The organism is Aeromonas sp. QDB14 (genome assembly GCF_027707845.1).
In the GTDB taxonomy this organism is placed as follows: Bacteria; Pseudomonadota; Gammaproteobacteria; order Enterobacterales; family Aeromonadaceae; genus Aeromonas; species Aeromonas caviae.
Genome location: NZ_JAPCJD010000031.1, coordinates 33671 through 50386, shown reverse-complemented (window position 1 = coordinate 50386; position 16716 = coordinate 33671). Strand labels below are relative to the sequence as shown.

Below are 16716 nucleotides of genomic sequence, written 5' to 3'. Positions count from 1 at the left end.
TTTGGAGACAGCCAGTTTACCAGCACCCTGTCTGTCAACTTCCACTTCCCCAAGATCCCGCGAAGAACCATAAAAAAGCCGATCTCGCGATCGGCTTGGGCATTGGCTTCTAACGGCGTGAGCGCAGGCTCACACCACCACGGCGGTGCCGCTGATGCTGACCATCAGCATGCTGCCGTTCTGGCCCACCACCTCGTAGTCGATGTCGATGCCCACCACGGCGTTGGCCCCCAGCGCCTGGGCACGCTCCTTGAGCTCCTCGAAGGCGATCTCCCGGGCCCGGGCCAGCTCTTTTTCGTAGGCGCCGGAGCGGCCGCCGATGATGTCGCGGATACCGGCGAACAGATCCTTGAAGATGTTGGCGCCGAGGATGGCTTCGCCCACGACGATGCCGCGGTACTCGCGAATGGTCTTGCCTTCCAGGGTGGGGGTGGTTGAGAGGATCATGAGGTCTCCTGTGAGTTGGGCTGGGTGCGCGAAGCACCGTTGCCGTCATGGTAGCAAGGCGCTGGCCAAAGCATAAGCCCGGCGTGGCCAGGGGCTTCAAGCACAGCGCCCGCCAGGTTCATCAAGGTGCCATCCATAGGGCCTGTGTCGTGCACTTACCCCCGCACAGCGACCTTGGGCTCCGGTGCTGGGGAGAGGGCTTCCGGGCCACGATGAAAGCGGGGCCTTGATGATGCAGACACGACGGCAGCTGCACCGGCCCTCTGCGTCTTCGCCCTCAACTACGGCAGACGTTTCTAGCGTCGCCCCGCATCGGCCATAAAAAAAGGAGAGGCAAGCCTCTCCTTTTTGATGTTCGCAGCGGCAGCCGCCATGCACTCAGTGCAGCTTCATGCTCGGGCGCAGCACCCGGTTGATGCGGCCCACCAGCATGATGAGGCCGGTCTTGATGTAGCCGTGCAGGGCCACCTGGTGCATCCGGTAGAGGGAGATGTAGACGATGCGGGCGATGTAGCCCTCCACCATCATGGAGCCCCGCATCAGGTTGCCCATCAGGCTGCCCACGGTGGAGAAGCGGCTCAAGGAGACCAGGGAGCCGTGGTCGTGGTAGCGGTAGGGCTTCATCTCGCCGCCATTCATCTTGGCCAGGATGTTCTTGAACGCCTGGGTCGCCATCTGGTGGGCGGACTGGGCGCGGGGCGGCACGAACTTGCCGTCCGGCTGCGGGCAGGCGGCGCAGTCGCCGATGACGAAGATGTTCTCGTCCCGGGTGGTCTGCAGGGTCTCGTGGACCACCAGCTGGTTGATGCGGTTGGTTTCCAGGCCCGCGATCTCCTTCATGAAGTCCGGCGCCTTGATGCCCGCGGCCCACACCATGAGGTCTGCTTCAATCAGCTCCCCATCCTTGGTGTGCAGGCCCTCGGCGGTCGCTTCGGTGATCATGGTGGCGGTGCGCACGTCCACGCCCAGCTTCACCAGCTCCTGATGGGCGGAGCCGCTGATGCGCTCCGGCAGGGCCGGCAGGATGCGGGGGCCCGCTTCCACCAGGGTCACCTTGAGGCTGTCGGTGGTGAGGTTCTTGAAGCCGTAGGCGTAGAGCTGCTCCACCGCGTTGTAGAGCTCGGCGGAGAGCTCGACGCCGGTGGCGCCACCGCCGACGATGGCGATCTTCACCTTGTCACCGGGCTGGTATTCGGTGGCGAACTGCAGGAAGCGGTTCATCATGCTGTTGTAGAAGCGGTGCGCCTGGGAGGGGCTGTCCAGGAAGATGCAGTGATCCTTGATGCCCTTGGTGTTGAAGTCGTTGGAGACGGAGCCGATGGCCATCACCAGGATGTCGTAAGCCACTTCCCGCTCGTTGACCACCAGGGCGCCGCTCTCGTCGTGGATCGGCGCCAGCACGATGCGTTTCTCGTCGCGCTTGATGTCGGTCAGGCTGCCGAGCTGGAATTCGAAGCCGTGGTTCTTGGCGTGGGACTGGTAGCTCAGGGCATCGATGCCCGCATCCATGGAGCCGGTGGCCACTTCGTGCAGCAGGGGTTTCCACAGGTGGGTGCGATTGCGATCCACCAGGGTGATCCTGGCCTTGTTCTTCTTGCCCAGCTTGCGGCCCAGGCTGGTCGCAAGCTCGAGACCGCCGGCGCCACCGCCTACAACGACAATATTCATCATGATGATTTTCCTTGGTTCCTCAAAACGAAAGGGAGCCATTGGCTCCCTAAAACGAAATCGGTTGACGTGATGGCTCAGGCTTCTTTGAAGGCCTTCATCCGTTGCAGATGATGCGAGATGTTCTTGAACTTATGGGTCTCGCGCTCATCCCATACGATGTCGTAATAGTTCTTCAATTCACGTTCAGTGTCCCGATTATCGCGGATTTCATCCTGAACGGAAAGGATGCACAGGCAGTTTCCTGAATTTTTATTACGAAATTCGGTTACACACTTGGTGCCGATGTCCTCGTACTCCTCCGGCCTGTCGATCTTGCCCTGCATGTTCTCTTCCGGGTGCAGGTTGGGGTTGAAGACCACCTGCTTGATGCCGCACAGAAACCCGATCCGCTCGCTCCAGTAGCCACCCAGGCCCACGCCGCAGATGAGGGGTTTGGGATCGGTGCTCATGTCGAGCTGCTTCTTCACTTCCTTGAGCAGATGGCTCATGTCGTGGCGGGGGTGAACCGTGCTGTAGTGCACGAAACGCACATCATCATCGATAAACTGCAACTGCAGCACTTTTTCATGATTGCCGGGGCTGGTGGCATCAAAGCCATGCAGATAGATGATCATGGACAAGACCTCAAAAACTGTGTCGGTTCTATCGAAACTACCCCAGCGACAGGGCCTTGCGCCACCAAAACATCCCACTTTCTTGCTTTGGATCACGCCCCTTCGGGCCACCAAACCGCGCGTCGGGGCGGCTGTGGCAGCGCCATGCCCCGGCGGGACATGGCGCAAACCGGGTCTGGCGAGGTTAACTGCCGCACTGGGCGAAGCGCGCCACCGCTGCTTCCACCAGGGCCAGGCTCCCCTGCCAGAAGGCGGATTTTCGAATGTCCTGCTCCAAATGCCGTTCGACCAGTTCTTCGGCGCTCATGCGACCGGTGTCTCGCAGCAGGGCGCGGTAGGCCTTCGCCACCCCCTCCTCCCCTGCGGCCTGGCGGCTCATTAGCTGCTGATAGACCCCGAGGCTGAACAGATAGCCAAAGAGGTAGGGGTAGTTGTAAAAACCGAAGCCCGCGATGGAGAAGTGCGCCTTCGCGGCCCAGAACAGGGGGTGATAACGGTCGAGGCTCTGCTCGTACCAGCGCCCCCAGGCCTCGTCGGTGAGCCCCTTGAGCCGGGCCGACGACACATAGCCCTGCTCGCGCTCGGCCACCAGGGCCCGCTCGAAGTCGAAGCGGGCCGGGATGTTGACCAGGAAGGTGGCGGCGCCATCGGCATCCGCCCAGGCGATGGCCAGACGCTCCTCGGCGCTTCGGGCCTGCTCGTAGAGGGCGCTGCGCACCAGGGTCTCGGCGAAGATGGAGGCGGTCTCCGCCAGGGTCATGGGGTAGCTGCGCTGGCTCATGGGCAAGTCGCGGATGAGCCAGTTGTGCCAGGCGTGACCGAGCTCGTGGGCCAGCGTGATGACGTTGTCCATGGTGCCCGCATAGGTGATGAAGACCCGCGGCTCCACCGGCTCGGCAAACTTGGTGCAATAGGCCCCGGTGCGCCGGTTGGGGGTGGGGGCGGCATCAATCCAGCCGCGCTCGGCCATCATGCGGGCAAAGTCCCCCATCTCGGGGTCAAAGCGCGCGAAGGCCTGGGCGATGATGTCGACCGCCTCCTCGAAGGGGATCTCCCGGCGACTGGCGGCAGGGGGCGGCGCAAAGAGATCCTCCGGCCCCAGCACCTCGAGGCCGAGGTGACCGGCCATCAGCCCCAGGGCCCGCTGGCCCAGATGGCGGGCCTGCCAGGTCTCCGCCATCAGGGTATCCAGGGTCGCCCGCTCGATGTGGCTCTGGTGGCAGGAAACGTCCAGGGCATCGAGGCGCCGGTGTTTGCCGCGCTGGCGCGAGAGCTCCAGGCGCCAGCCGTTGAGGGCGTTGAGGATGGCTGCCACCGTCTCCTGCTCCCCTTCCCAGCCGGCGCTGATGGCATCGAAGGCCTCTTTGCGCAGGGCCCGATCCGGGCTGGAGAGCAAGTTGCTCGCCTCTGCCAGCCCCATCTCGCGACCCGCGATCACCAGCCTTATCTTGCCCACCAGATCGTTGTAGAGGTTGCCCCAGGCGTGCAGGCCATCAGTGCCAAGGCCGATGACCAGCTGCTCCGCCTCCACCGGCAGCCGCTGATCCTGCAAGCGACGCTCGTGGCGCAGCCGGTACCCCTCCTCCCCGAGCAGGGGGTCGGCCATCAGTTGCTCAAACTCGGGCGCAGGCAGCCCCAGCATCAGATCTTCGATGGGGGCAAGCGTCTTGAACAGATCCGCATTGAGGGCACGGGCCCGGGAGGCAACCTGCTTGGCGAGGGGATCCCGGGCGTCCTGGCTCCCCTTGCAGGCGGCCAGCACGGCGATGTTCCAGCCGATGTCGCGAATGCGCCGGGCCCGCAGGCGTACCTCCCTGAGGAAGTCCTGCAAGGCGCCTGGGGTGCGCGGAACCTCGGCCAGTCCCTCGATAAAACCGCTCAGTTCGGCCAGGCTGGCGCGGGCCAGACTCATGTCCGCCTCGAGGACACAGCTGTCGAGGGAGGGGTAGATGTGATCATTTTGCCACTGCTGTGGATAGACTCGTTGTTGCATCGAACGCTCATCGTCAGGGACGGGCCTGGCCCGTCGTGAAATCCAGGTGGCCAGAGCCACCACCTTCGCGGGCAGGCATCACACCAGCCGCTCGAGGCGCACCACCGCCTCTTCCACATAGCGCAGGCTCTCCTGCCAGAACCCGGGTTCGCGGATGTCGACCCCCAGGTGCTTCTCCACCAGCGCCTCGGCGCTCATGCGGCCGGTATCTCGCAGCAGGGCGCGATAGGCGGGCACAAACTCGCCCCCGGCCCGCGCATGCTGGGCATAGAGCCCCAGGCTGAAGAGATAGCCAAACAGATAGGGGTAGTTGTAGAACCCGGACTCGGCGATGGAGAAGTGACCCTTGCTGGCCCAGAACAGCTCGTCATACTGGCTGAGGGCGTCACCATAGCACTGCTGCTGCGCCGATTTCATCATCTCCCGCATCTGGCTCGCCCCCACGTAACCCGCCTCCCGCGCCGTCACCAGGGCGCGCTCGAAGGCAAAGCGGGCGGGGATGTCGAGAAGCAGGCTCGCGGCCCGCTCCCCGTCCAGCCAGGCGATGGCTCGGCGCTGCTCCACCTTGTCGGTGGCGGCCAGCAGGGCATCGCGCACCAGGATCTCGGCAAAGAGGGAGGCGGTCTCCGCCAGCGTCTTGGGGTAGCCCCGCAGCTCGAAGGGAAGATCCCGCAGCAACCAGCTGTGCCAGGCGTGGCCGAGCTCATGGGCCAGGGTGATGACGTTGTCCATGGTCCCCTCGAAGGTGAGGAAGACCCTTGGCTCGGGCGGATCGGCATACTCGGTGCAATAGGCGCCACTTCGCCTGTACTCGCTCGGGGCGGCATCAATCCACCCCTTGTCGGCCATAATGCGGACAAACGCCCCCATCTCGGGATCGAAGGCGGCAAAGGCCTCCATCACCAGATTCAGCGCCTGCTCGAAGCCGAACTTGCCGTGCACGGCCTGGGGCGCCGGGGCAAAGAGATCCCAGGGGGCGAAGTCGGTGATCTGCTGGGCACAGGCCATGGCCCTCAAGGCGCGGCGCCCGAGCTCCCTGTGCTCCCCGGCCGCCGCCATCAGGGTCTCCAGGGTCGCGCCCGTGATGTGCTCCTGATGGCAGGTGACCTCGAGGGCATCCAGCCTGCGCCCCTTGCCACGCTGGCGGCCGAGCTCGTTGCGCCAGCCGTTGATGGCGTTGAGAATGGCGGTCACCGTCTCCTGCTCCGCCTCCCAGGCGCCCTGGATGGCGTGCCAGGCACTGGCGCGCCGCGCCCTGTCCGGGTGGGCGAGCAGGTTGTCCGCCTGGGCAAGCCCCATGGGCACCCCCTCCACCACCGGCAGCAGCCGCCCCACCAGGTTGTCGTAGAGATCCCCCCACCCCTGCAGGCCGTATACCGCCAACCCCTCGATGAGCTGCTCGCTCTCGAGCGAAAGCCACTGATCCTGCTGCGCTCTGTCGTGATGGATGTGGTAGGCCAGCTCGAAGAGCTCGGGGTCTTGCAGCAGGGTGCGCACCAGTGACTTGGGGGCGCGAACCCAGAACAGGTCCACCGGCTTGCTGCGCTGGGCCAGGGTCGCCTCCAGCTGCTGGCCCCGGGAGAGCAGTACCCGGGCCTCCTCGTCGCGCCCGTTCTGGCTCAGCCGGTTGTAACCATAGACCTGGCTGTTCCAGGCCAGGGTCTTCACCCCGTTGGCCTCGCGGCGGATGGCCCGCAACAGGTGGCGCAGGGCATTGGCATCCGCAACGGGATGGGCGGGATCCGGCAGGTCCGCCAGGAGGGCGTCAAGCCGGGTAAGGGCACGGGCAGCCTCCTGGAAGGCGGCCTCGATGGCAGGATCGTCGGGGGCGGCATAGATGTGATCATCTCGCCAAACGGGTGGTTTCATGGTTGTCCTTGTCTGTTTGCGTCCATATCGGGTCACCCCGCCTCTGCGGGCGGGTGAAACCGGATAGTACGAAGGGGGCCAGGCACTTGCCTAGCCCCCATTCGAGGCAACCAGTAGAAGATCGCCCCCCAGTGCGACGCCCCCTGTCGGCCCTCCCCCGACAAGCGACCTATTTGGCGGGCTGAAGCTTGCTCACCAGGGTCATGGCCACCACCAGCACCAGCCCTGCCACCACGCCTGCCAGAGCGCTCAGCAGGGTGGGCGTCACCACGGCCAGTACCCCGCCGACCCCGGGCAGGGCGGCCACCGTGCCCGCCGTCCCTTCGATGAGGTGATGGAGGAAGGGCCAGCCATGGACCAGAATACCACCGCCGACCATGAACATCGCGATGGTGCCCACCAGGGCAAGCAGGTGCATCAGGCGGGGCGCCGTCACCAGCAGCCCCTGCCCCACCGCCCGGCGCACGGCGCCGCCATCGGGCTTTTGCAGCAGGTGCAGGCCGATGTCGTCGAGCTTGACGATGAGCCCCACCAGGCCATAGACCCCGACGGTCATCAGCAGGGCGATGCCCGCTACCACGGCGATCTGCAGGCCCAGGCTCGACCCCTGCACGGTACCGAGGGCGATGACGATGATCTCCGCCGAGAGGATGAAATCGGTGCGAATGGCCCCCTTCACCTTCTGGCGCTCATAGGCCGCCAGATCCTCGGGCACCGGCGCCGCCTGATGCGCCTCCTCCTCGTGGGGCAGGAACTTGTGGACCAGCTTCTCCGCCCCCTCGAAACAGAGGTAGGCCCCCCCCAGCATCAGGAGCGGGGTGATGAGCCAGGGGATAAGGGCGCTGATGGCGATGGCGGCAGGCACCAGAATGAGCTTGTTGCGAAACGATCCCTTGGCCACCGCCCACACCACCGGCAGCTCACGCTCGGCCCGCACCCCGGAGACCTGTTCTGCATTGAGGGCGAGATCGTCCCCCAGCACCCCGGCCGTCTTCTTCGCCGCCACCTTGGTCATCAGGGCGACATCATCGAGCACGCTGGCAATATCATCGATCAGGGTCAACAAACTGGCTCCGGCCATATCTGGCATTCCTTCTATTGAGTGGGACACATCCGGGCTGCCCCGGTCAGGGTGATGAGGAGATCAGGGGGCCACGGGCCCATCCGGGGATCACCCTTTGGGGCAAAAGATGGCACAGTGTAACGGGAAGCCGCCACGGCGGCAGCCCCCCATGGCAGATCCCCTGCTCCGTTTTCACCTCACGGCCACCGGCCCAAGGAGTTCCCATGCAACCCTGGCAACCTCTGCTCGATTTCTGGTTTGGCGATGACGCAGACGACGCTCCCTGTGCCGCCCGTCAGGCCCCCCTCTGGTGGGGCAAGAGCAGCGAGACCGATGCCCTGCTGGCCTCACGCTTCGGCGAACTGGCGGCCCGTGCCGCAGCGGGCGAGCTCGCCCATTGGGAGGGCGATCCCGCAGGGCGCCTGGCCCTCATCCTGCTGCTGGACCAGCTGCCGCGAAACCTTCACCGCCACACTCCCGCCGCCTTCGCCCAGGACGACAAGGCCAGGGCGCTGTGCCTCAAGGGGCTCACCCTCGGGGTCGACAAGGGGCTCTCGCCGCTGGCCCGGGTCTTCTTCTATCTGCCCCTCGAGCACGCGGAATCCAGAGAGCAGCAGGCCAGAAGCGTCGCCCTGTTCGAGGCCCTGGCCGACGAGCAGGCCACAGGCCCGGCCCGGGCCACCTTCGAAGGCTTTGCCGACTTTGCTCGGCGCCACCAGGTGATCGTCGATCACTTTGGCCGCTTCCCCCACCGCAACGCCATCCTGGGCAGGGCGAGCACGGAGGAAGAGGCCGCCTTCCTGCAACAGCCCGGTTCGGGGTTCTGACATAAAAAAATCCCCGCCATGGGCATGGCGGGGAGAGAACAACCGATCCGCGTATCACTGGATGCGATAGCGGGAGATCTGCTGGTGGATATTCTCCGTGGTCACGTTCAGCTCCTCTGCGGCGGCGGAAGTCTCCTCCGCCGTGCTGCTGGTCTGCTGCACCACCTGGGCTATCTGCTCGACCTGGAGGGCGATGGATTCCGCCGCCGAGGTCTGCTCGCGGATGGCCAGGGTGATCTCGCCGACCTGATCCATGACGCGATGGGAGGCCTGGCGGATCTGGGTGATGATGGCCCCGCTTTCCGTCGCCATGGCCACCCCTTGCGCCACCTTCTCCTCCACCAGGACCATTCTGGCCACCGTGGCCTCGGACCCTTGCTGGATAGCCTCCACCGTCCTTGAGATCTCCTGGGTCGACTGGGCCGTCCGCTCCGCCAGCTTGCGCACCTCGTCGGCGACCACCGCAAAGCCGCGTCCCTGCTCACCGGCCCGCGCCGCCTCGATGGCGGCGTTGAGCGCCAGCAGGTTGGTCTGCCCCGCCACATCGTTGATGACGTTCACCACCCCACCGATGCGGGAGATCCCCTCCCCCAGCGCCGTCACATCGCGGGAGGCCTGACGAATGGCGTCGGCGATGTCGTTGATGGCGAGCACAGTGCGCTCTATGGTGGCCCCGCCGTCACTGGCGAGCTTGCCGGATTCATTGGTGATGCGGCTGGTCTCCTGGGTGCGCTGGGAGATGTCCGTGATGCTCACGCTCATCTCCTCCACCCCGGCGGCGATAAGGCTGGTGGCGTCATTGGCCTGACTCGCCGACTCCGCCATGTGCTGGGCCGCCTGGGAGAGGGACTCTGCCGTGCTCTTGATCTGCAGGCTGCCCACCGAGAACTCGGTGAAGGTCTGCTGCAAGGTGTCCAGCAGGCGGTTGACCGCCGTCAGCGTCTGGCCGATCTCGTCCTGCTGGCTCACATTGGCCCGCAGGGTGAAGTTCAGGTCGCGCTGGATCTCGGACAGGGTCGCCATGGCCAGACGGAGGGGATTGGCGACCTGCCTGAACAGCCAGAGAAAGAGCACCAGCGTGAGGGCACCCGCGCCCACCGAGATGAACAACAGGGCCTGCATGCTGCTATCGGCATTCTGCTCGCCTCGCAGCTTGACGGCGTCACCTTGCTGGATGTTGAAGTGGACGTGCTTGTCGATGGCCTGGGAAAGCTGCTCAAACAAGGGGGCAAGCTCCTTGTCGATCGCCTCTCTGGCCTCCACATTCTTGTTCTCGCGGGACAGGCGCAGGACGTCTTCAGAAGCCTTGCCGTACTGGGCAACCAGGCGCCGATCATCGGCGACGAGCTGCCTGTCCTCCTCATTGGAGATCATCCCGCTTTCATACTGGCTCAGCAGGGCGTCAATCTTGGTGTGAAGGGATGCAATGCTCTGCTCTATCTGACTCATCTTGCCGTCGTCGGTGTTGAGCACGTGCGCCTGGATCAATGAATGCAGGGCTTAGAAGTCTGTTTGTATCTCCTTGATCGTGGAAATGCTGGGGACTGTGTTGTCTGTTACATAGCTGAGATCCGCATTGGCGGAGGAGAGTCTGCTGATACTGAACCAGCTGAGACACCCCAGGGCCAGCATGACCAGCAGGGCAATGAGTTGAAGCCGACGAGCGATATTCATGAGTGCTTACTCCATCCATAGACTCCCTGCCAGGGTAGCCGATGCGGGCCCCGAAAATAGCGCCTAAAACATGCATTTCATTACACTTTTCAACTTCTGCTCGGCCGCGTCACACCCGCCGCCCCAACCCGGCCTTCGGGACCGCCGCCCCCCTCTGGCAGAATGGAAAAAGGAAGGCATTCGCCTTCCTTTTTTGCCCGGGGCGGCCGCACTGGCCGCCCATGAGCCCCGTGACAGGGCGCTCGCCGGTCACGCCGCCTCGGCCAGCTCCTCCTCTTTTTTCTGGTAGGCCTGGGGGGAGAGCCCCAGCAGCTCCTGCACGGTGGAGGCCACCGTGATGGAGGAGAGCGTCCCCACCAGGATGCCGGCGAACAGGGTGAAGGAGAAGCCGTAGAGGGCGTCGCCGCCGAACAGGAGCAGGGCCCCCACGGTGAAGAGGGTGGTGCCCGAGGTGATCATGGTGCGGCTGAAGGTGGCCTTGATGGCCACGTCCGAGCACTCGTGGATCCCCATGCGGGTACGCGACCCCAGCAAGTCCCGCAACCGGTCCGAAATGACGATGCTGTCGTTGAGGGAGTAGCCTATCACCGCCATCAGGCCCGCGATGACGTTGAGGTCGAACTCGATGTCAAAGAGCGCGAGCAGCCCGATGGCCACCAGACCGTCGTGCAGTACCGACACCAGGATGCCGATGGCCTGGCGCCACTCGAAGCGCACCGCCAGGTAGGCGGAGATGGCGAGCGAGGCCACCAGCACCGCCAGCATCCCCTGCTGGAACAGCTCCGCGCCCACCTGGGGCCCGACGATGGTGGTGCGCAAGAGCTCCACCGGCAGGGCGAGTTGCTGCCCCAGCATGGTCGCCAGATCCTCCGCCGCCCAGGGCAGTGCGTGGGGGGGCAGCTTGATGAGCCACTCGCCGGGCACACCGGCGCCGTGCAGCTCCACCACCCCCGCCAGGGGCGCCGTCAGCAGAGCATTGAGCTCATGGGCCTCTTTCAGGGTCTGGATGCGAAACTCCAGCAGGATCCCGCCGGTGAAATCGAGCCCGAGGGCGAGCCCTTTTGTCGCAAGGACGGCCACGCAGGCCAGGGTCAGCAGCACGGAGGCCCACAGCCCGATATAGCGCCAGCGGGTCAGCCCCATGGCCAGGATCATTCTCAGCATTGTTCTTCCCTCGACGTCAGGTGGTACAGGCTTCCCGGCAGGAAGCGGTCGGTGCGCAGGTCATGCAGACTCACGGGCGCGGCGTCATGGTGATGAAGTCGGTTCATGGTCATACCCTCAGCAGCTTGGCGCGGCTGTTGCCCCACAGGGGGTTGATGATGGCGCGGGTGCCCCAGATGCCGGTCACCATGCTGGAGATGAGCCCCAGGATCAGGGTGATGGAGAAGCCCTGCAGCGGCCCGGAACCGATGGCATAGAGCACCACGGCGCAGATGAGGGTGGTGATGTTGGCATCGAAGATGGTGCGAAACGCCGAGCGATAACCAAAGTCGATGGCGTTGGCCAACGAACCCCCTTCCCGCAGCCGGTCCTTGATCCGCTCAAAAATCAGCACATGGGTATCCACCGCCATGCCGACGGTGAGCACCAGACCGGCGATCCCCGGCAGGGTCAGTACGGCGCCAGGCAATACCGCCAGCATGCCCACCTGCATCAGCAGGTTGGCGACCAGCGCCGTGATGGCGACCCAGCCGAACTTGCGATACCAGGCCATCATGAACAGCATCATGCCCGCCATGCCGAACGCCAGGGCGGTGAAGCCCGCCTCGATGTTCTGCAGACCCAGGGTCGGGCCTATGCTGCGCTCTTCCAGGATCTTCAGCGGCGCGGTGAGGGCCCCGGCCCGCAGCAGCATGGCGAGCTCCTGGGCCTCGGGCAGGCTGCCAATCCCGGTGATGCGGAACTGGTTGCCAAGGGCGGTCTGGATGGTGGCGACGTTGATCACCTCGCTTCGGGCGCGCAGCTTGCCTTCGGCGTTGGTCTTGTACTCGGTGAAGACGGTGGCCATGGGCTTGCCCACGTGCTGGCGGCTGAACTGGTTCATCTTGCTCCCCCCCAGGGTGTCGAGCACGATGTTGACCTGGGGCTGCCCCATCTCCCCCATGTTGGCGCGGGCATCGACGATGTGCTCGCCGCTCAGCACCGGCTGGCGGGCCAGCCCCACCGCCTGGCCGCTGCGATCCGCCATGAAGAAGCGGCTGTCGGCCTTGGCTTCATAGAAGGCCAGGGACGCGGTGGCGCCGATCACCTCTTTCGCCTGCTTGGGGTTGTGCACCCCCGGCAGCTCGATGCGGATGCCGTCCTGCCCCTGACGCACCACCGAGGCCTCGACGATGCCGAGCTCGTTGATCCGCTTTTTCAGGATCGACAGGTTCTGGGTCACGGCGTTGTTCACCAGCAGGGTGCGCTCGGCGTCGCTCAGCACCAGGGTCAGTGCATTGCCGGAGCGGCTCAGTGTCCACTGATCCTGGCGGGTACCGGCACTCTCCTTGATGATGGAGAGCCAGGCCTCCTGCCCCGCCACGTCGGGCAGGGTGACGGCCACGCTCCCCTGGGCGGTGCGCATCACGCTGGCACCGCGCAGGTTGGCCTCGCGAAAACGGGTGCGCAGGGTATCCACCAGGTTCTTGGTCTGGTTGTCGATGACGAAATCCACGTCCACCCCGATCAGCAGCTGGGAGCCACCGCGCAGGTCCAGCCCGAGCTTGATGGGGTCGGCGCCGAGCCGGCTGATCCAGGCCGGGGCATTGGAGTAGAACTCCAGGGTCAGGGCGGCGCTGTCCAACCCCTGCAGCTCCAGCAACTGCTTGGCCAGTTGCTGCTCCCCCTGGCTGGCGAACACCAGCGCCATCCGGCCACCCTGGGCGATCTGCTTGAGGGGGTCGATGTGGTTCTCGGCCAGCAGGGTGCGCTGCGCGTCGCTCAGGCGCGACTGGCCGTGCAGACCGAGGGAGGGCTGCTCACCGAAGAAGGTGGGCAGGGAATAGAACGCGAACGTGACCAGCATCAGCAGCAACAGGGCGTACTGCCACAGGCTCATGCGGTTCAACACGGTATGACTCTTTTTTCTCATGAAATCGGCCTCTGTCAGGCGATGGCAAGGGGCGAAACCGGGGTCGCACCGTGCAAAAAAATGAAACAAGACAGCCTAGCCGTTCACTAAAAGTGAACAGCAACAGAGAGAAGATGAGGCAACAGGTGGCAAGCTGACCCCATCGGGATCAGGCGAGGAAGCTCTGGGCGAAGCGGTACTGCAGATGCCGGCGCTGCAGGCGGCGCCTGTGAATGCCGGCGAAGTGATCGCGAAAGCTCGTCCCCGGGTAGAAGAGGGCGGCATAGAACAGCAGGCCGCACAGCAGCAGCAGGATCGCCTGCTGGGACCAGCTCATCACCAGCTCGTAGACCACGCTGCCGGGCTGATGATCGCGGCTCAGGGAGTGCTCGAGGCGCAGCAGGTGATTCTGGTGGGAGCCGACGAACTTGACGATGCCATCATCACTGCCGCTGACGCCGTGGGCCACCGGGCTTGCGTCGGCAGGTGCCGCCCCCTCCGCCAGCGAGTGGGCCTGCTGGGCCGAGGGCTGGAACGCGGGTACCTTGACCCCCTCCACCGAGAGGGTAGAGAACAACAGTGCGAGGGTGATGAGCAGGGTCATCGCCGCCAGTTTCACGTTGTCGGTCAGGTTCAAAAGTTAATTCCCACACAATAGAAAGGGCAAGCTACCACAGCCTGCCCCACAAGAACAAGGGCGGCAGGCCCGGGGCCCGCCGCCCTTGTGTTGTCTCACCGCACCCTCAGCGGCTGCGGGTCATGCCCTCGAAGTCCTCGGCATAGTCCTTGAGCAGGGTGTAGAGGTGGGCCCGCTGGGAGAGATCCATGGAGTGGCTGAGATCGCTCAGCCACTGGATGGTACGCTGGCGGGACTGGTCCGTGTAGCCGGTGAAGCGGCCATCCATCAGGCCGTCCCCCTGCTGGAGCAAGCGGGTCAGCTCCTGGCCGAAATCCGGGCTCTGGCGCTGTTTCATCAGCCGATCCAGCTCCTTGGTCCAGGCCTCCTGAAAGTCGAGCCAGGGGGCCATCATCTCGTATTGCCACTCGGCCCACTGCGTGATGAGAGGCTCCTGGGCCGGCTTCACCTTGCCAATCCAGAACACCAGGCGCTCGTTCATCTTCTCCCGAAAGCCCTTGATCATCTCGGCCTTCGACTGGGTGGCAAAATCGTGCTGGCGCTCCTGCTGGCGCTTCACCCGATCGGCCATGAAGCGAGCCACCTGATCGTCGGTCAGGGTCTTGGCGAGGCGCACCGTGCGGGGAATGGCGTTCTCCAGGGTACGGGTCAGGCTCGCCTGGGTTCTGTCCAGATGCAGGGTCACCTGGGCCGGGCTCATGGGGCTGGCCACCGCCTTGGCCAGGGCGTCGAGATCCCGGGCATAGATGGGCAGCTCATGCTGCCGGTGCCAGGCCATCAGCCCTTTCACCTCCTGGTCCAGCAGCTTCTTCTGGCTGCGGTCCAGGGAGAAGTAGTCGTCCAGCTGCCAGACGATGGCCGAGTCGAGCCAGTAGTAGATCACCCGGGTGGCGCAACCCGTCAGCAGCAGGCAGAGCAGCAGCAGGCTCCAGCTACGCGGTTGACGCCATGAGAATGTGGTCACCATGCATGCCTCCCATTCATTGAATACACGCGTCGCGCGGGCCGTTGCCGGGCATCACTCCAGGCGCTGGCGGTTGATGTCGATCAGGGCCTGATACTCGGGCCCGGGTTGCTGTTCGGCCATCAGCAGCGCCCACAGCAGGCCGATGTAATCGACCCAGGGCAGGAAGGCGTCGGCCTGGAATCCCCGGGGCCCCAACCCCGTCGGTGCCCCGTCCATGGCTTCAAGATAGCAGCTCTCCAACTGGCACCGCTGCTCTTCGCTCCAGCCGTGGGTGCGCTGAATGCTGGCGACCTCGAACCCAGGATGACCGGCGGCGCCGTACTCCCAGTCGATGACCCAGGGCCGCGCCCCCAACAAGTTAGCCGGATTGAGATCGTGATGGCAAGGGAGCCAGCAGTCGTCCGGCTCCCGGCTCGCGAGCAGGGCCCGCTCCAGCGCGGGCAGCCAGGGAGGGATATGGGCCAGACGCTGCCGATACCCGCCGCTGTGAGCCCGCACCGCCATCACCACGGTCGGCACCGGCAGGCGGTGCAGCCGCACCAGCACATCCGCCATCAGGCGGGGCTGCGCGGCGAGAGGCGGCGCCTGCTCGGCCCAGTTGGGTTCGTCGCACCACGCCAGCAGCATCAGGCCGGTGGCGGGATCGCCGTGATGACAGGGCAACGCCAGCCCCTGCCCCACCGCCCCCTGGTAGAGCTGCCACTCGGTGGCCCGGTCGATGCCAAGGCGCACCGGATCAGGATGACCGCGGCGCAGGAAGGCCTGCTCGCCAGTGGGGAGGCTGAGCCGGTAGTTGCCGTTGGTCAGGCCCTGGCCCAGCGGCTCAAGGCGCCCCTGATCCCAGGGCGCCGGCAGACTGGCGAGGAGTGCCAGCTCCGCCAGATCCCCCTGCCCCCGCGGGTCCTCACCAGCCAAAGGTGGACTTCTTGGCCTGTTTGCGGATCTCTTTCTGATCGGCCCACAGCAGTTCGCCGTTCTCCACATCCATCAGGTTCATGGTCATCTGGTAGTAGACGTCCTTCACCTTGCCGTTGTCCTTGACGATGCTGGCGAGGTTGCCATAGACCATGTAGCGGGCACCGGTCTGCTTGCCGAGCCGCACCATGGTGGCGGGATCCACCATGCCGCTGCCCTGCTGGTATTCGAGCTGCTGCTTGACCGCCGCCACCTTGCTCATGTCCACGAAGCGGAACTTGCCCGAGCGCAGCAGCTTGGTGCGGATAGTGTCGGTGATGGCCTCGGTGTCGATGTGCTCCGAGGTCTTGTTGCGGATGGAGTCCATGAACATCACCGGGCGGCCCCCGGCGGTGATCTCGCTGGTGGCCGGGGACGCCAGCATGGAATCCGCCATCTTGTCGGCGATGGCCTGCAAGTCGGAGGAGCCGTAATCGACGGTCACCGTCTCGGTCTCGGTGGGATCGCCATAGCTGACGGTGGTGCTGGAGCAGCCGCCCAGCAGCAGGGCGCCGGTCAGGATCAGCAGGGCATGATTCATTTTCATCAGTAGGATTCCTCCATCACTTCGCGAACGTAAATCCGGTAACCCCGTGCAGCCGGGCTCGGCGCCAGGGCGGACAGGGTGCGGGTCTGGTAGCCATGCAGCTTGAGGGGGGTCCAGCCGCGGCCATCGCTGGCCACCTCCTGCCCCGCGTCGTCATACCAGTAGAAGAGATATTGCAGCGTGTGGTCACCACGCTGGGTGCTGGCCGCCGCCACGTTGACCTGCAACAGGCCGTTCTGCTGACGCCGGCTGAGTTCGGTCAGGGTGACGTTGACGTTTTGATGCTGCTCGGCCACCGCCGCCGCACCGGCCGCGCCATAGAGCGCCACGCCGGAAGTATTGGTGGCACAGCCCGTCAGCAGCAGAACCAGGCCCAGGGCCAACCCTTGTGCTTTCAT

At 64.9% G+C, this 16716-nt stretch carries 14 protein-coding genes and 1 pseudogene; 1 reads left to right on the top strand and 14 read right to left on the bottom strand.

Going from position 1 to position 16716, the window contains the following annotated elements; all coding sequences use genetic code 11:
• Positions 1-129: 129 nt before the first annotated feature.
• The 6 genes from PG887_RS12040 to PG887_RS12015 form a co-directional block, all read right to left on the bottom strand.
• Positions 130-447 (bottom strand): heavy metal-binding domain-containing protein, encoded by a 318-nt coding sequence (locus tag PG887_RS12040; RefSeq protein ID WP_124244354.1) that lies wholly within the window; start codon positions 445-447, stop codon positions 130-132.
• A 378-nt stretch (positions 448-825) separates the two neighbouring features.
• A complete protein-coding gene (locus PG887_RS12035) occupies positions 826-2118 on the bottom strand; it encodes an NAD(P)/FAD-dependent oxidoreductase (protein ID WP_041212859.1) in 1293 nt (430 codons plus the stop codon).
• A gap of 74 nt (positions 2119-2192) precedes the next feature.
• Positions 2193-2732 carry an alpha/beta hydrolase YcfP gene (gene ycfP / locus PG887_RS12030; protein WP_005331594.1) on the bottom strand — a complete coding sequence of 180 codons (540 nt, stop codon included), beginning with the start codon at positions 2730-2732 and terminating at the stop codon, positions 2193-2195.
• A gap of 184 nt (positions 2733-2916) precedes the next feature.
• Positions 2917-4725 carry a M3 family oligoendopeptidase gene (locus tag PG887_RS12025; RefSeq protein WP_270821775.1) on the bottom strand — a complete coding sequence of 603 codons (1809 nt, stop codon included), beginning with the start codon at positions 4723-4725 and terminating at the stop codon, positions 2917-2919.
• A 78-nt stretch (positions 4726-4803) separates the two neighbouring features.
• Entirely contained in the window at positions 4804-6594 is a 1791-nt protein-coding gene (locus tag PG887_RS12020; protein ID WP_270821774.1) for a M3 family oligoendopeptidase, read from the bottom strand.
• Positions 6595-6763: 169 nt separating this feature from the next.
• Positions 6764-7675, bottom strand: a complete 912-nt coding sequence (locus tag PG887_RS12015; RefSeq protein ID WP_270821773.1) for a DUF808 domain-containing protein — start codon at positions 7673-7675, stop codon at positions 6764-6766.
• A gap of 206 nt (positions 7676-7881) precedes the next feature.
• Here PG887_RS12015 and PG887_RS12010 point away from each other — a divergent pair, with 206 nt between their 5' ends.
• Positions 7882-8484: a DUF924 family protein gene (locus PG887_RS12010; RefSeq protein ID WP_270821770.1), complete on the top strand. Its 603-nt coding sequence runs from the start codon at positions 7882-7884 to the stop codon at positions 8482-8484.
• A 54-nt stretch (positions 8485-8538) separates the two neighbouring features.
• Here PG887_RS12010 and PG887_RS12005 read toward each other — a convergent pair.
• The 8 genes and pseudogenes from PG887_RS12005 to PG887_RS11965 all read right to left on the bottom strand — a co-directional run bounded on the left by PG887_RS12005 (position 8539) and on the right by PG887_RS11965 (position 16716).
• Positions 8539-10158: pseudogene (locus PG887_RS12005) on the bottom strand (methyl-accepting chemotaxis protein).
• Between the two features lie 249 nt (positions 10159-10407).
• Positions 10408-11322, bottom strand: a complete 915-nt coding sequence (secF, locus tag PG887_RS11995; RefSeq protein WP_029314368.1) for a protein translocase subunit SecF — start codon at positions 11320-11322, stop codon at positions 10408-10410.
• Positions 11323-11431: 109 nt separating this feature from the next.
• Positions 11432-13234, bottom strand: coding sequence for a protein translocase subunit SecD (secD, locus tag PG887_RS11990; RefSeq protein WP_270821766.1), 1803 nt, complete (start codon positions 13232-13234; stop codon positions 11432-11434).
• Positions 13235-13382: 148 nt separating this feature from the next.
• Entirely contained in the window at positions 13383-13850 is a 468-nt protein-coding gene (locus PG887_RS11985; RefSeq protein ID WP_042883117.1) for a hypothetical protein, read from the bottom strand.
• A gap of 106 nt (positions 13851-13956) precedes the next feature.
• On the bottom strand, positions 13957-14817 hold the full coding sequence (locus PG887_RS11980) for a DUF6279 family lipoprotein (protein WP_042017226.1): 861 nt from the start codon (positions 14815-14817) through the stop codon (positions 13957-13959).
• A gap of 51 nt (positions 14818-14868) precedes the next feature.
• The gene (locus tag PG887_RS11975) at positions 14869-15732 is read right to left on the bottom strand and encodes a phosphotransferase (RefSeq protein WP_104455732.1); all 864 of its coding nucleotides are present in this window, start codon (positions 15730-15732) and stop codon (positions 14869-14871) included.
• Positions 15722-16318 (bottom strand): penicillin-binding protein activator LpoB, encoded by a 597-nt coding sequence (gene lpoB / locus PG887_RS11970; protein WP_010674346.1) that lies wholly within the window; start codon positions 16316-16318, stop codon positions 15722-15724. The genes PG887_RS11975 and lpoB overlap by 11 nt, the downstream gene beginning before the upstream one ends.
• Positions 16318-16716, bottom strand: coding sequence for a YcfL family protein (locus PG887_RS11965; protein ID WP_104455731.1), 399 nt, complete (start codon positions 16714-16716; stop codon positions 16318-16320). The genes lpoB and PG887_RS11965 overlap by 1 nt, the downstream gene beginning before the upstream one ends.